Annotated in this window: 13 protein-coding genes; 12 read left to right on the forward strand and 1 reads right to left on the reverse strand. The window is 52.2% G+C overall.

Annotated features, from left to right (window positions below; translation table 11 throughout):
- The first annotated feature begins 182 nt into the window (after positions 1 to 182).
- A complete protein-coding gene (locus ACQ6WK_RS06205; protein ID WP_432799874.1) occupies positions 183 to 797 on the forward strand; it encodes a hypothetical protein in 615 nt (204 codons plus the stop codon).
- Positions 798 to 846: 49 nt separating this feature from the next.
- Positions 847 to 2,220 carry a diguanylate cyclase gene (locus ACQ6WK_RS06210; protein WP_432799875.1) on the forward strand — a complete coding sequence of 458 codons (1,374 nt, stop codon included), beginning with the start codon at positions 847 to 849 and terminating at the stop codon, positions 2,218 to 2,220.
- A 51-nt stretch (positions 2,221 to 2,271) separates the two neighbouring features.
- On the opposite strand, the gene ACQ6WK_RS06215 is transcribed toward ACQ6WK_RS06210, so the two are convergent.
- On the reverse strand, positions 2,272 to 3,441 hold the full coding sequence (locus tag ACQ6WK_RS06215; RefSeq protein ID WP_432799876.1) for an MBL fold metallo-hydrolase: 1,170 nt from the start codon (positions 3,439 to 3,441) through the stop codon (positions 2,272 to 2,274).
- Positions 3,442 to 3,743: 302 nt separating this feature from the next.
- On the opposite strand from ACQ6WK_RS06215, the gene ACQ6WK_RS06220 reads away from it, so the two are divergent.
- The 10 genes from ACQ6WK_RS06220 to rpsG all read left to right on the forward strand — a co-directional run bounded on the left by ACQ6WK_RS06220 (position 3,744) and on the right by rpsG (position 14,049).
- Complete coding sequence (locus ACQ6WK_RS06220; RefSeq protein ID WP_432799877.1) at positions 3,744 to 5,741, forward strand: transketolase; 1,998 nt, start codon at positions 3,744 to 3,746, stop codon at positions 5,739 to 5,741.
- 82 nt (positions 5,742 to 5,823) lie between these two features.
- Positions 5,824 to 6,435: a class I SAM-dependent methyltransferase gene (locus ACQ6WK_RS06225; protein ID WP_432799878.1), complete on the forward strand. Its 612-nt coding sequence runs from the start codon at positions 5,824 to 5,826 to the stop codon at positions 6,433 to 6,435.
- A 62-nt stretch (positions 6,436 to 6,497) separates the two neighbouring features.
- Positions 6,498 to 7,052, forward strand: coding sequence for a bifunctional pyr operon transcriptional regulator/uracil phosphoribosyltransferase PyrR (gene pyrR / locus ACQ6WK_RS06230; protein ID WP_432799879.1), 555 nt, complete (start codon positions 6,498 to 6,500; stop codon positions 7,050 to 7,052).
- Positions 7,053 to 7,118: 66 nt separating this feature from the next.
- The gene (locus tag ACQ6WK_RS06235) at positions 7,119 to 8,108 is read left to right on the forward strand and encodes an aspartate carbamoyltransferase catalytic subunit (protein WP_432799880.1); all 990 of its coding nucleotides are present in this window, start codon (positions 7,119 to 7,121) and stop codon (positions 8,106 to 8,108) included.
- A 74-nt stretch (positions 8,109 to 8,182) separates the two neighbouring features.
- Entirely contained in the window at positions 8,183 to 8,857 is a 675-nt protein-coding gene (gmk, locus tag ACQ6WK_RS06240) for a guanylate kinase (protein ID WP_432799881.1), read from the forward strand.
- Positions 8,858 to 8,910: 53 nt separating this feature from the next.
- Positions 8,911 to 10,380: an HAD-IIIA family hydrolase gene (locus tag ACQ6WK_RS06245; protein WP_432799882.1), complete on the forward strand. Its 1,470-nt coding sequence runs from the start codon at positions 8,911 to 8,913 to the stop codon at positions 10,378 to 10,380.
- 165 nt (positions 10,381 to 10,545) lie between these two features.
- Positions 10,546 to 11,622, forward strand: coding sequence for a lipopolysaccharide heptosyltransferase II (gene waaF / locus ACQ6WK_RS06250; protein WP_432800381.1), 1,077 nt, complete (start codon positions 10,546 to 10,548; stop codon positions 11,620 to 11,622).
- Positions 11,623 to 11,672: 50 nt separating this feature from the next.
- Positions 11,673 to 12,848, forward strand: a complete 1,176-nt coding sequence (locus tag ACQ6WK_RS06255) for a glycosyltransferase family 4 protein (protein WP_432799883.1) — start codon at positions 11,673 to 11,675, stop codon at positions 12,846 to 12,848.
- A 179-nt stretch (positions 12,849 to 13,027) separates the two neighbouring features.
- Entirely contained in the window at positions 13,028 to 13,402 is a 375-nt protein-coding gene (gene rpsL / locus ACQ6WK_RS06260) for a 30S ribosomal protein S12 (RefSeq protein WP_432799884.1), read from the forward strand.
- Between the two features lie 170 nt (positions 13,403 to 13,572).
- Positions 13,573 to 14,049, forward strand: coding sequence for a 30S ribosomal protein S7 (gene rpsG / locus ACQ6WK_RS06265; RefSeq protein ID WP_432799885.1), 477 nt, complete (start codon positions 13,573 to 13,575; stop codon positions 14,047 to 14,049).
- Positions 14,050 to 14,092: the final 43 nt, after the last annotated feature.

The following is a 14,092-nucleotide window of genomic DNA, read 5'->3' on the forward strand; positions in this document are numbered from 1 at the left end:
TTTCTCTTTGTTGTGACTTGTGATATGAGCAAGATTGAAAGTGTGAATTGAGATGAAAGGGGGAAGATGGCGAAAGAGTGGCGTGCTTTGGATAGTGTGTTGAAGCAAGATAAATGAGAAAATGAAGGGCAAGATCGTGTTGGGGTTGGGTTTGGTGTTGATTCGGGGGTAAAATAAAGGTTATGGAGAGACGTAGGGATATCCCGGTAGCAAGTAATGGTATATGCGATGCACGAGCTTGCGACCTTTTGGTGCTTGCTGAGCGTTGTGGTGAGGGTGTGGCTGCACTATTAGGACTTGCGTCACAGCGAGGTAAGTCGGTGCGTATTATGGGAGCGGCAGCAGATGTAATGGGGGCGGTGGTATCGGGTGAGGTGGGGGGCGTGATTGTGGTTGAAGTAGATCAAGATCATGTGGTTTACGCGGCAGAGTTGATCGAAGCAATGGGGATGTATTATCCAAACTTGCCGTGTGCGAAATATGTTTGTGCGGATGATCGAAGTGTGGGAGAGCTGATCGGGTTGAGTGAGGTGGATGGAACAGATGGCGAAGTGATGCGGTTTGAAGATTATGTGCAGACCATGCGGAAGACGGATGGGGGAGTGGAAGTGCTGATGGGCGATCAGCAGGCGATCGTGGGAGAACTACTCAAGCGGAAGCGACCAGAAGTGATAGCAGAAGATGTGTTAGATGAAGGCGTAGAAATAACGAACCGATTTGAAGCGCTGACACGTGGCGGTGCGAGTTTGAGTGAGGAAGAATTGACGATGCTGCTGGGGCCGCCGGAAGTGAGTTAGCTTTTTCGAAAGATAATGTAGGATTGGCGCTTGAGGGAAGAAGAGCTAGATGGAGTCAAGTTTAAGACAGTTTAATAAAGGTGAGGGGACGATCTCGCGGCAGATGACGCGGGTGTTGGTGGTGGGTTGCGCAGATGATGCGGGCGTGATGAATGCGCTGGGGGCAATGCGTGAGGGGTTAGAGATTGTGCAGGCGGCGAACTTCATGGCGGCGATGGGTGAGCTTGCGATGCGAGAAGTCGATGTTGTCATTGGTGGTGTGAGTGGATTGCGTTTATCCGCAGCGGCGATCAGTAAGGGTTTACGAAGGATTGCTCCGAATGCGCGGTTGTTGCTCGTAGATGACTGTGATAAGGATGATCAAAGGGCAGCAAGTCAGGCGCTCTTGTCGGGTTTTGATGCGATGTTGAATTTGCCGTTACATGTAGAAGATTTGCATGGGCAGATGTTTGGTGAACAGGCGAAAGCACAGTTGGCGCAACGTCAACCAGCGGGTTTACAGGAAGAGAGCGGAGCAGATGTGGATCGCGATGTGGTGGATCACGCGGCTTCAAAGAAAGTGGTTACGGGTGAAGATGAAGAATTGGGTGATGTTGATTTATTAGATGAGATTATGGCGGGAGGCGCGGGGTTTAAAGGAAAAATGTTATCACTGATTCGGCAGCAGTCGGGTGTGACGCAGATGAATTGGGCGCGAGCGACAGAGGATGTGCCTACGGATGTGGGTTGGGCGGAAGTCAAAGAAGGTGGGAAGGTTTTTGGCACGTTGTATGCGCGAGGGTTAGGTCGAGATGAGGTGCAGCCGTGGGCGGCATGGGCTGGTAAGTGGTGTGCGATGGAAGATCAGGTTGGGCAGCTGAAGCGGATGTCGATGCGGGATGAACTTACGGGGATTTGGAACCGCCGCTATTTCAATCGGTTTTTAAAACGGATTTTGGAACGTGCAGAAGAAGACCGTTCGCAGGTGACGCTTTTGGTTTTCGATATTGATGATTTCAAGCGGTACAACGATCAGTATGGTCATGCGGCTGGGGATGAGATTTTAAAAGAGACGGCACGGCTGATGGGAAGCGTGGTGCGGGAGCATGATGTGGTGGCGAGGATTGGTGGGGATGAGTTTGCAGTGATCTTTTGGGATGCAGAAGGCAAACGTCGAGCAGATAGCGAGCATCCGATGGATGTGATGAAGGCGGCAAGACGTTTTCAGAAAGCTGTATGTAAGTGTGAATTTCCGAAGTTGGCGGAAGAGGCGATGGGGATGTTAACGGTGAGTGGGGGGCTGGCGAGTTATCCTTGGGATGGGCGGTCGCCCGGGGAACTGCTGGAGAAGGCAGATTTGATGGCGCTGGAAAGTAAGAAGCAAGGTAAGAATGCGATTACGATGGGACGCGGCGTACGGCATGCATGCGCTGATGAGAAGTAAGATGCGGGGTATAGGGTATTAAGCTTTAATTTAAGAATTTTTGGGCAGTCTTCAATTAGACTGTGAGGTGGGTTTTATTTCAGGAATGTAGTGGTATTTTTCGCCCCAGGTCATGATGACTGATGGGGTTTGTTTTTGGTTGGTGGTGTTGGCATGGGTGAGTCGGTCGAAGGTGAGCCAAAGAGGTTCTCGTTGGTCGATGCGGTGATTGAGTTCGTTTTCGTGGCCGGGGATGATGAGCTTGGGGTTGAAGCCGCGAACAAGTCGGGGGAGGTCCATGGTCCAGCAATTAGGAATGAGGATGTCGACGGGGTGATGTTGGTGGATGGTATCGATCCATTCGAAGTCAGCAGAAAGCCATTGGTCACCGGTGTGTGCGATGGCAATGTTTTCAGGAGTGATGACGAGCGGGATGTTGTTTTGGATGTCGGTGCCGGGGCCTTGGTGGCCGGGGTAGTTGATGATGGTGATGCTCTGAGGTTTACTGCGGTGGGTGAGCGAAAGTGTGTGGGTTTGGTGAGGTGCGCTAGCAGAACGTGGGAGATGGGTGAGTGCGGCGTGGATGGGTTTGTCTTGCCAGAGCTGGGGCGGGGTGAGGACAGGTTTATTTTGTTGGATGAATCGTTTCGCAACGGCGAGGTCGGCGTGGTCGTAGTGGAAGTGACTGATGAGGAGGAAGTCGCATTGATCGATGAGTCGTTGGGTAAGCTGATCGGATAAGCCGAAGGATGGGTGGTTGGGGAGTTTGGCGCGGGTGAGGTCAAAGGCGAAGGTGACGGTGGGGGTTCGGATGATGAACCCGTGGTTGTAGATTTTGTAGATGAAGATGCCTTGGGTGGGATGGTGTTGTTCAAGGTCTTCAGCGACACGGGTGATGTGGTCAGTGAAGTACTGTTGCACGATGGGCCAGTCAGGTGCGTCTTGATGGTGAAGGACTTGATCAATCATGAGCAGCGCGGCGCGGCGTACTGACGAGGGGGTTGTGGTTGGACGGTGAGTGTCTAATAGTTGATTAGACTGGTCGAGTGTACGGCGGGCTTGCTCTTGCATGAAGCGGGGGAGGTTCTTCCACCAGTTGGTTTTTATGTGCTGAGTTTCAGAGAAAAGCGGCGGTGGTGGTTGAAGAGTTGAGGGTGCTGGCGGGGTGTGGGGTTTGGTGGTGCAGGCAGAGAGGATCAGGAAGGTGAATAGGAAAGTGAGTAACAGGCGGTGTCGATTCATGGTGTGAACTCACTTTGGGATTAGGGGTATGTGAGGCGTGATGTGGTTTGATGATAGCGGGCAGAGATTGGCGCGGGAAGGGATTCACGTATGGATTTAAGATAGGTGGCGGGTTTGCTGAATGAGTGGGAATGATGATAATTGTTGGCATCTCAGGGGAAATGTGTCGGTATGGGCTATGATTGCCTGCTGGCTTGGATGGGTTAATGCTTGTCCATAAGGCGGTTAAAAAACTAGGTTGCCGACCGCGATCCAATAAATCATAGAAAAATGCTATTCCCAGCGAGGAAGGACTCGAAGTTATGTCGTTTGATTCAACGGTGCAGGCGAAGGCGATTGAGCTGATTAAATGTTCGTATGAGATTACAGGAGCGGCGGGGAGTGGGCATCCGAGCAGCTGTGCGAGCTTGGGGCATTTGATCTCGGTGTTGATGTATCAGCATATGCGCTGGGAGCCGAGCAATCCTAGTCATCCTGCGAGTGACCGGTTGATGCTGAGTGAGGGGCATGCGGTGCCGATTGTTTATGCGGCGTGTGCGGATAAGGGGGTGATGATTGGTGAGGATAAGGAACGATGGAAACCGATGACGAAGGCGGATGCACTGACGTTGCGTCAGATTGATTCGCGGATTGATGGGCACCCGAATCCGAAGTTGGGTTTTCCGTTTTTTGATGCAGCAACGGGTTCGCTTGGGCAGGGGTTGAGTGTGGCGGCGGGGATCGCGCTTGCGGCGAAGGCGGATGGTTTAGACAAGCGCGTGTTTGTTTTGATTGGTGATGGTGAATCGCGCGAAGGACAGGTGTGGGAAGCGGCGGATTTCTTGCGGGATCATGATCTTAAAGCGGTGTGTCCGATTTTTAACTGCAATCAGTTTGCGCAAAGTGAGGAAGTGAGTAAACAGCAGAGCGCGGAGGTGCTTGTCAAAAAATTGGAGGCTGCGGGTTTTGAGGTGCTGGTGATTGATGGTCATAGCCCAAGTGAGATTCGTGATGCGCTGAATCGTCATGCGGAAGTACATGAGGCAAGTGATGCGGCAGCTAATGGTGTTGCGATTGTTGCAAAGACAGAGAAGGGTTGGGGGGCGGCGAGTATGAAGGGGAATGGTCATCATGGTCAGGCACCGAAAGGTGAAGCTCTAGAGAAAGTGTTGGCAGAATTGGAAGAAACTGGGAAAGCGACAGGTGCGTATGCACTGGGTGGATTAAAGATCCCTGCGATGAGCCCACGGAAGTCTAATCAGAAGATAGACGATGCGCCAATGAATTTTAGTGTGGCATTGAAGGCGTTTGGGAAAGAAAGTGCTTTAGAGCAAGGTAAAATGGCAACGCGGAATGCATATGGTGTGGGGCTAAGAGCGTTGGGGCATGCAAAGAGTGATCTGTTTGCGCTGGATTGTGATGTGCGGGGGTCCACTGGTTCGGCGATGTTTGCAGGGGATGAGAAGGTGAATGATCGGTTTGTAGAATGCCGGATCGCTGAGCAGAATATGATGTCGGTTGCGGCGGGTCTGAGTGCGGGAGGTAAGATTCCGTTTGCGTCGACGTTTGGGAAGTTTGCGGTACGCGGTTATGACCAGATCGAAATGGCGATCATGAGCGGAGCTAATATGAAGCTGGTGGGATCGCATAGTGGAGCGACGCTTGGCGCGGACGGACCAAGCCAGATGGGGTTGAGTGATGTCGGTTGGTTTAGAGGATTTACTGGGCTGCGGAATTATGATGTAGAAGGGAAGTTGAAAGCTGGTAGTGGAGCTGGGATGTATGTGCTTACGCCGAGCGATGCGTATCAGTGTTATGCGCTGATGCGTGAGATGATGGCGTGGGATGGCCCTTGTTATTTGCGAACATTGCGTCCCGAGACGGAGTTCTTATATGGGGATGAAGATAAGTTTACGCTGGGTGGGCATGAGCTCTTGATTGAAGGTAAGGACTTGCTTATTGCAGCGAATGGTTACATGGTGCATCAGGCGAACAAGGCGATTGAAGAGTTGGATGATTTGGGGATTGATGTGGGTGTGGTAGATTTGTATTCGCTACCGTTCGAGAGCGAGGCGCTTTTGGATTATGCGAATGATTGTGGCGGGAATATTTTAACGATTGAGGATAATTATTGCGGGGGATTGGGGAGTGCGGTGACAGATTTGGTTTGCCAAGATGGTGGTGGGTTTACAGTGAATCAGATGTATGTGAAGCGGATGCCGAAGAGCGGACTGAGCGCAGATAATGTGCTGAATTATGTGGGATTGGGTGTGGATGATATTGTGCGGGAAGCGAAGGAGGTGATGGGAATTGAGGACTGATTATGATTGATTGTGTTGATAGAATGAAGGCGGCTGTCCATACGGCTGCCTTTTTTAATTGAAGTACATGAGGTGTTATGTGATGGATGAAGCGAAGCAGATGTGGGATGAGCGTTTTCGTGAGGAGGGGTATGCATATGGGCGTGAGCCGAACGATTTTCTGCGTGAGCAAGCTGGGGGAATAGCAGATGGTGGTCGCGTGCTTTGTCTGGCAGATGGTGAGGGGCGGAATTCGGTATGGCTGGCGAAGCAGGGATTTGAGGTGACGGCGGTAGATATATCAGAGGTTGGCTTGGCGAAAGCGCAGCGGCTTGCAGAGGAGGAGGGGGTTGAAATCAAGACCGTGTGTGCAGACCTAAAGGAGTATGACATGGGGAAGGAGATGTGGGATGCGATTGTATGGGTATTTGTACCGCTGCCGACAGATTTGAGAAAGAAGGTTTACGAGAAGGTGGGAGTGGGGATGAAAGGTGGTGGGAGGTTTGTGATGGAAATGTATACGCCGCGACAATTAGAAATGCCTGGACGGGGTGGCGGATCAGATGCAGGAACAATGGTTGATGAGACGGAACTACGGCGGGAAATAAAGGGATTTGATTTTGAGGTGCTAGAGGAAGTGGAGCGGGAAATTGTAGAGGGCAGCCTCCATGCAGGGGTGAGTGCTGTAGTGAGGATGGCAGGGCGGAAGGTTTGATGCGTCACATATGAGAGATGGTAATAATGACACAGGGAGGGGGGGGATGTAAGATTGGACGAATGAAGAAGCTGGCAGAAGCAAAGGAAGTTGTGGGATTGATCGAGACGCTTGCGGAGCAAATCGCGTCGGCGATGGCGGTTCGTGGGAGTGATTCTAGGGGTTGGGCGTTGGTGGGAGTGCGGAATCGAGGCGATAAGCTGGCAGAGCGGGTGGCGGAGTTGGTGGGTGAATCGAAATTTGAGGGACGGGTTGGGGCGATTGACATCACACTGTACCGGGATGATTTGTCGGAGGTAGGGGCGCAGCCAATGGTACAGTCGACGGAGATCGGGTTTGATCTGGATGGGGTGGATGTCGTGCTGGTGGATGATGTTTTGATGACGGGTCGGTCGGTACGAGCGGCGTTGAGTTCACTGATGGATTTTGGACGGCCGCGGCGAGTGTGGTTGGCTGTGTTGGTAGACCGAGGGGGGAGAGAGTTACCGATTGCCGCAGACTTTGTAGGATTAGATTTGTCGGATGGAAAGGGTGGGTTTGACGTAGAGCACGACCATGTACAGGTACGGTTGATGGAAGTGGATGATAAGGACGAGATTGAAGTACTCGGCAGCTAAAATCTTGAGGGTATGGGTGGCGAAATAGATCACCTCATCAATGGTTAGAGAGGATTGGCAGGCTTGATGAAAACGAAGCAGGACAAGGGTGCAGCGGGCTTGGTGGCGAAGGATTATGCGTGGGAACATCGTGATTTGCTGGGTATCGAGGGGTTGAGTGCGGATGATGTGCGGTTTTTGCTTAAGACCGCAGAGGGGTTTGAAGGGGTATCGACAAGAAGTGTAAAGAAGGTGCCAGCACTACGGGGGAAGGTGGTCGTGAATCTGTTTTTTGAAGATTCGACGAGAACACGTGCGAGTTTCAGCTTGGCAGCGAGTCGCTTGAGCGCGGATGTGCTGGATTTTTCAGGGAAGGGATCAAGTACAAGTAAGGGCGAGACGCTACGGGATACAGCAAGAACGATTGAAGCGATGGGGGTAGATGCGATTGTATGTCGTCATCATTTGAGTGGTGCAGCGGTGCAGCTCGCGCAGTCGGTGGATTGCTCGGTAATTAATGCAGGAGATGGGCAACATGCGCATCCGACGCAGGCGTTGCTTGATGCTTATACGATTGCGCAGCGGAAGGGGTTGCGGGACAGTTATGATTTCACCGGAATGACGGTGGCTATTGTGGGTGATATAGCGCATAGCCGAGTGGCGCGATCGAATATCCGATGTTTGAAGAAGCTTGGCGCAGAAGTATTGTTGGTGGGGCCGCCGACGCTTGTGCCGGGAACATTTCGGGAGATGGGATGTGAGATTACACACAGTTTAGATGAAGCGCTGACGCGAGCTGATGTGGTGAATATGTTGCGGGTGCAGTTCGAGCGGTTGGACAGTCAAGCGTTTGCAAGTAAGCGTGAGTATGCTGCATTGTATGGCTTAACGTCGGCGCGATTGAAGCAGGGGAAAAAAGGGCTATTGGTGATGCATCCGGGGCCGATGAATCGAGGGTTAGAGATTGAGAGTTCGGTAGCGGACGGACCACAAAGTACGGTACTGGAGCAAGTGACCAATGGATTAGCGGTGCGGATGGCGACATTGTTTTTGACAACCGGGGCGTCGGCAAAATAAACCGGCGGTATAGTGCCTGTAGGTGGGGTGTTGTTGGTATGATGGGGGCACTCAAGCAGAGGAAGGAACCGAGAATGGATCAGGCTGTCGTACAGGATGAGAACGAGCAAGGACAGGATGCAAGTCAGATGTGTGATGAAGGTCAGGATGGCAGTGATGGTGGGAAAAAAACGGGGCGTGGTGTTCTGCTGATTATCAGTGGCCCGAGCGGTGTGGGGAAAACGACGATTACGCATCATGTAGAGAAAGAATTGGGGGCGAGTTTTAGTGTGTCGATGACAACACGTGAAAAGACGCATGCGGATGTCGAAGGGCGAGATTATTATTTTATAGGTGAGTCGGCGTTTTTAAAAGCGAAGGAAGCTGGGGAGCTTCTAGAGTGTGCGGAGGTGTTTGGTAATTGGTACGGCACTCCACGGGAACCAGTGGAGAAAATGCTTAATGAGGGGAAGGCGGTGATTCTGGAGATTGATGTGGAAGGGGCGGCGCAGGTAAAAGAAAATATGGCAGACGCATTTGCAGTGTTTGTGCTTCCACCAAGTGAGGAAGAACTGTTGCGGCGACTGAAAAGCCGACAGCGAGAGTCTGAGGACGTTATTATGCGACGGTTCGCCAAGAGCAAAGCTGAGATTGCACGTGCAAAAGAATGTGGGATCTACGATGTGTTTTTGACGAATGATATTTTGGAAGAGACTGTGGTCGAAGCGGCGCGCGTGATCAAGGCAGAGATCCAGCGGCGACAGGGCTAGCCATTTTCGGAGTGGCGAAATGATTGTGAATCTGATGTCTAACTGATGGATAGATGGTGAACGAGAAACGCGATGAACATGTCGTGGGTGGTGAGAAAAAGTTGCGACAGAAGCGACTGAAGGCGGCGGTGTTTCTGGATCGTGATGACACTTTGATTCATAACAGTGGGGATTTGGGGGATCCTGAAGAGGTCGAATTGATTCAAGGGGCGGCGAGCGCGATTGCGTCGCTACGGGGACTTGGTTACATGATTGTGGTGGTGACGAATCAGGGGGGAGTAGCGCGCGGGAAGTACGGGGAAGATGATGTGGTGGCAGTGCATCAACGGATGAGCGAATTGCTTGCGGCGCAGACGAGTGGGGCGCTTGTTGATGCGTATTACTATTGTCCATACCACCCGCAAGGGAAATTGAAGAAGTATAAGAAAGAACATGTGACGCGGAAGCCTCAGCCGGGGATGTTACTGGAGGCGGCGGAAGATTTGGGGTTGGATTTGTCACAGAGCTGGATGGTGGGAGATCAGATGCGCGATGTGCAGGCAGGCGCTGCAGCGGGGACGCGGACAGTTTTGATTCGTGCGGATGCCGACAGATTGGCGCCACTGACGATCAGTCAGATGGAGGGTGTGACGGTAGACGATGTAGGGGTGAAGGATGTTGTCGCAGGTGAAGAGACTGATTCGGCGGGTGGGATCAAGCCAGATTTTATGGCGAAGAACGTGGTGGAAGCAGTACGTGTGATTGCGCAGCAACGGAAGCCCGAGACAGGGGATGAGATCAAGAAGAGTAGTGGAAAGCGGTGGGACGCGGCGGCGGTGGCGAAACTGCAAAAGACGCCGGCAAAAAAGCAAAAAAAAGAAAATGATACGACATCGGAGGCAGTGAAGGATAAGGGGAAGGAAGAGAAGGGTGGAGGTGCGCGACCGTTTAAGCCTTGGTCAGTGCAGGAAGAAGGTGATGATGATCGGGGTTGGGTGAAGAAGCCAGCACGATTATGTGGGAAAGAACATCAGGGGAAAGGGGATGATGTTGTGATGCCCAAGGAAAAATCTGACAAGGAATCCGTGGCAAAGACGTCTAAACAAAAAATAGATGAGACGCATAAAGATGGTGGGAGCCACGATCCACAGGAGGTAATTCAGGAGGCGATTCGTAAGGCAGAGGCTCGTGAGGCAGCGCTAAAAGCGTCGGTTAAGCGGGCTGAAGAAGAAGCGACAAGACGAGAAAAGGCAGCAAATCCTGTGGATGGCGGTGAAGAGAAAGTGCGCACAGTGATTCAGGCTTCGGGTGAGAGTGAGCAGACGCTGCGTCAGATTTTGAAAGAAGTACGGCAATTGCGCGGGGTAGATGAAATGACATCACTAAAGATGTTTGCAGTGGTGTTACAGATGATCGCGGTATTGTGTTTAGTGGGTGGGTTGTGGATGGGCGCGGGGAACATCGAGTATTTTGTGAAATGGATTGGTGTGGGTGTAATGATTGAGTTGGGGACAATTGTGATGCTGCTGATTGGGCGGAAATAGTTAGATTTACGATAGCAAATCCCCGTGGTGAGGAATGCTTTATTTGTGATGTAGAAGCGATGGTCTTTATGGAGGCGTGTTATCCTTGCGCATGTGATGGGTGAAGGATTACGATGAAAGGTGTGACGCGCAGGGGGGGGAGGGTGGTGTTATACTTTTGTGGATATGAAGACGGCTCAAGACAAAGTGGTAAAGCGGCTTCTGGTTTACATGCCGACGTGGTTGGGTGATTGTGTGATGGCAACGCCGGCGCTTCGTGGGCTGCGAGAGCTATATCCGGATGCGCGGATTACGGCACTGGTGCGTGTGAATGTGAAACCGATTGTGCAGGACTTGCCGTGGGTGGATCGCGTGGTCACGGTACGGCCAAAACGTAAAGGGAAAAAAGGTGACGGACGGCGGGGAGACGTGGTGGGGTTGGCGAGAAGATTGTCGCGGGGCCGGTTCGATATGGCGGTGCTTTTGCCGAACAGTTTTAAGTCGGCGCTGGTGGCGAAGATGGCGGGGTGTAATCGGATTGTGGGGTATGAACGGGATGGGCGTGGGTTTTTGTTGTCGGATCGGATGATTCCACGGAAGGGAGTGGGGGGGTTTGTGCCGGTGCCAACGCTGGATTATTACTTGGGGATCGTGCGGTTTTTGGGGGCGGGTCATCCGAGTGGTGAGATGGCGCTGTTTACGCGTGCAGAAGATGATGTGCGCGTGGATGAGATTTTTAAGGATGTAGGGATTGATGCGGCGAGTGGTGATCGGTTGGTGTTGTTGAATCCGGGGGCGCAGAAGTTGATGAAGCGCTGGGAGCCGGCGCGTTTTGCGGCGGTGGCAGATGTGCTGATGGAAGAGGGGGATGTGAAGGTTGCGGTGACGGGATCGCCGGGTGAGCGCGAGATTTTGAAAGCGGTGGTGGATACGGCGAAGGGTGAGGTGATCAATCTTGCGGAGAGGGGGATGAATCTGCGATTACTGAAGAGTGTGGTGAAGAAAAGTGCGTTGATGGTGACGAATGATACGGGGCCGCGCCATATTGCTGCGGCGATGGGTACGCCGGTAGTGACGTTGTTTGGTCCGACGGGGCCGGAGTGGACGACGATTGATTTTGAGCATGAACGAGAGATTGTTGCGGATGGGATTTGCGAGGTGTGTTTGAAAGAGAAGTGGGCGAAGAGCGGTAAGTGCATGCACCGGATTAGTGTGGATGAGGTTGTGAAGGCGAGTAGGGAGCTACTAAGCGCGAGGGTCTAATCGCTGAATAGGCATCTGGTCATCAGTGAGATGGCAAAGGGAATTGTTCCATGAAGATCGCGATTGTGATAGAGCATTTTGATCCTGCGAGTGGCGGGATGGAGCGATCGACAAGTGAAATTGCGGGAGAATTGGTGAAGCGAGGGCATGAGGTAAATGTGCTTGCGGGGTCGGGAAAGGAAGGTGAGGGGGAAGCGGCGGGTGTGAAAACGATTTATATGACGGAGAAAAAGTCGAGCGGTGCGATGCGGCTAGCGAGGTTTGCTAAGTGGTCTAATCATCAGTTAGAAGAGGGCGATTATGACACGAGTTTATCGGTGTCCATGGCGGCGTGGGGGGCTGTGATGCAGCCGCGAGGTGGGACGGTACGGGAGACACTGGAGCGAAATATTGCGATTCGTGGTAATGGGTTAAAGCGTGGTTGGAAGCGGCTGATGGTGGGGCTAAATGCGAAACAACGGTTATTGCTTTCGCTTGAGAAGAAGCATTTAAATGACGAGAGGGTGAAAAAGGTTGCGGCGGTAAGTGAGTATGTGGTGCGGCAATTACGTGATCATTATGGGGTGGCAAGTGATCGTATCGTAGTGGTGCGAAATGCGGCGGCGATGCCAGAGGTAAGTGAGGAGCAGAAGCAGATGTGGCGGGATGCCGTGCGCAAGCAGTTCAATGTGCCGGGTGATACAACAGGTGTTTATCTGTTTGCGGCACAGAATCCGAAGCTGAAGGGTTTTGGGACTGTGGTCGAGGCGACGCGGCTATTAGTGGAATGGGGGGAGCATCCCACTGTACTTTTGGTGGGGAAATATGGCTGGGGCGAACAGGAATTGATCGCGTCGAAGGGGGTGCGGGAGCATGTGAGGTTAGTGGGAGAGACGGCGGAGATGCCAGCGATGTTTGCTGCGTGTGATGCCTTGGTGCATCCAACGTTTTATGATCCGTCGAGCAAGGTTGTGATCGAGAGTTTGATGATGGGGCGCCCGGCGATTAGTTCGGGCTTTAATGGGGCGAGTGACTGGTTGCGGGACGTGGATGGCCAGCCACTGAGAGGCTTTGTGGTGGATGATCCGGGCGATGTCGCGGGGTATGCCGAAGCGATGATTGAGGTGATGAAGTTAGATCGCTATGAGGTGATGAGGGCGGCGTGTGGAGGGATTCACGATGAACTATCTATGCGACGGCATGTAGATGAGCTGGAGCGGATGCTAGAAGATGCCATAGAAGGATGATTTAAGTTCATTGTTTGGTGGGGTTTAGCTGGATACGATGGTGGCGTTGAGGTTGCGGAAAAGCAGGATTCCACAATTAAGCGGCGTAGCAGGTGACGGTGTGGCCTCGGATTTGCAAAGATGGTGTGACCGTGGATATAATGCCCGGCTCGATCGAACCGGAATTTTAGAGAAGAAATATGCCAACAATTAATCAACTCGTACGAAATCCACGTGTGACCCCTAAGGCCAAGTCGAAGGTCAAGGATTTGGATGCATGTCCGCAACGTCGCGGGGTGTGTCTCCAGGTCAAGACCGTGACACCTAAGAAGCCTAACTCCGCTTTGCGTAAAGTGGCCCGTGTGCGTCTTAGCAATGGTAAAGAGATCACAGCCTACATCGGTGGTGAAGGACACAATCTTCAGGAACACAGCATCGTGCTGGTTCGTGGCGGCCGTGTTCGCGACCTTCCCGGTGTGCGTTACCACGTGGTTCGCGGCGCTTTGGACTGTCTTGGTGTGGACAACCGCAAGCAGGGCCGTTCAAAGTATGGCGTGAAGAAGCCGAAGGGCTAATCGAAAGATTAGACTTTGGAGGACTCATAACTGAGTGACAAATAAAAAGGCAGGCTGACAGTAGGCCTGCTTTTTGATCAGAAGCAGTTATGGCAAGTAATTGGCCCGTGCAACGCGGGCCGGTGAACAAGATCATGCAAACGCATGATGGATGAGCCGAAAGGAAAAAAATGGCTGGAAGAATTACAAAAAGTGAAGAGCAACTAAAACCAGATCCTAAATTTAAGGATAAGGTTTTGTCTCGTTTTATTAACTGCATCATGCAGGATGGCAAAAAGTCAGTCGCGCAGCGTGTGGTTTACGATGCCTTTGATGAGATTGAAAAACGCACCAAGGGTAAGCCTGAAGCGATTGAGATCTTTCACATGGCTTTGGATAATGTGCGTCCTTCGGTTGAAGTACGATCCAAGCGTGTCGGTGGTACCAACTATCAGGTGCCGATGCAGGTGAACAAAAAGCGTCAGCAGAGTTTGGCATTTCGTTGGATCATCACCGCTGCCCGTGCTGACCGTGGCAAGCCGATGGCGCAGCGTCTCGCTCGTGAACTGCTTGATGCAAGCAAGGGTGAAGGGAAAGCCATGAATACTCGTGACCAGACGCACCGTATGGCTGAAGCCAACAAGGCGTTCGCTCACTTCGCATGGTAATGTGTTTTTGAACGAAGACTGTCTTGTCCGCTCGGTGACGTGG

It is taken from the genome of Poriferisphaera sp. WC338 (assembly GCF_050931845.1).
In the GTDB taxonomy this organism is placed as follows: domain Bacteria; phylum Planctomycetota; class Phycisphaerae; order Phycisphaerales; family Phycisphaeraceae; genus Poriferisphaera.

Bases quoted from the DNA above. Each gene is read 5' to 3' on its own strand.
- ACQ6WK_RS06205 (WP_432799874.1), top strand. From the start codon at position 183: ATGGAGAGACGTAGGGATATCCCGGTAGCAAGTAATGGTATATGCGAT.
- ACQ6WK_RS06210 (WP_432799875.1), top strand. From the start codon at position 847: ATGGAGTCAAGTTTAAGACAGTTTAATAAAGGTGAGGGGACGATCTCG.
- ACQ6WK_RS06215 (WP_432799876.1), bottom strand. From the start codon at position 3,441: ATGAATCGACACCGCCTGTTACTCACTTTCCTATTCACCTTCCTGATC.
- ACQ6WK_RS06220 (WP_432799877.1), top strand. From the start codon at position 3,744: ATGTCGTTTGATTCAACGGTGCAGGCGAAGGCGATTGAGCTGATTAAA.
- ACQ6WK_RS06225 (WP_432799878.1), top strand. From the start codon at position 5,824: ATGGATGAAGCGAAGCAGATGTGGGATGAGCGTTTTCGTGAGGAGGGG.
- pyrR (WP_432799879.1), top strand. From the start codon at position 6,498: ATGAAGAAGCTGGCAGAAGCAAAGGAAGTTGTGGGATTGATCGAGACG.
- ACQ6WK_RS06235 (WP_432799880.1), top strand. From the start codon at position 7,119: ATGAAAACGAAGCAGGACAAGGGTGCAGCGGGCTTGGTGGCGAAGGAT.
- gmk (WP_432799881.1), top strand. From the start codon at position 8,183: ATGGATCAGGCTGTCGTACAGGATGAGAACGAGCAAGGACAGGATGCA.
- ACQ6WK_RS06245 (WP_432799882.1), top strand. From the start codon at position 8,911: ATGGTGAACGAGAAACGCGATGAACATGTCGTGGGTGGTGAGAAAAAG.
- waaF (WP_432800381.1), top strand. From the start codon at position 10,546: ATGAAGACGGCTCAAGACAAAGTGGTAAAGCGGCTTCTGGTTTACATG.
- ACQ6WK_RS06255 (WP_432799883.1), top strand. From the start codon at position 11,673: ATGAAGATCGCGATTGTGATAGAGCATTTTGATCCTGCGAGTGGCGGG.
- rpsL (WP_432799884.1), top strand. From the start codon at position 13,028: ATGCCAACAATTAATCAACTCGTACGAAATCCACGTGTGACCCCTAAG.
- rpsG (WP_432799885.1), top strand. From the start codon at position 13,573: ATGGCTGGAAGAATTACAAAAAGTGAAGAGCAACTAAAACCAGATCCT.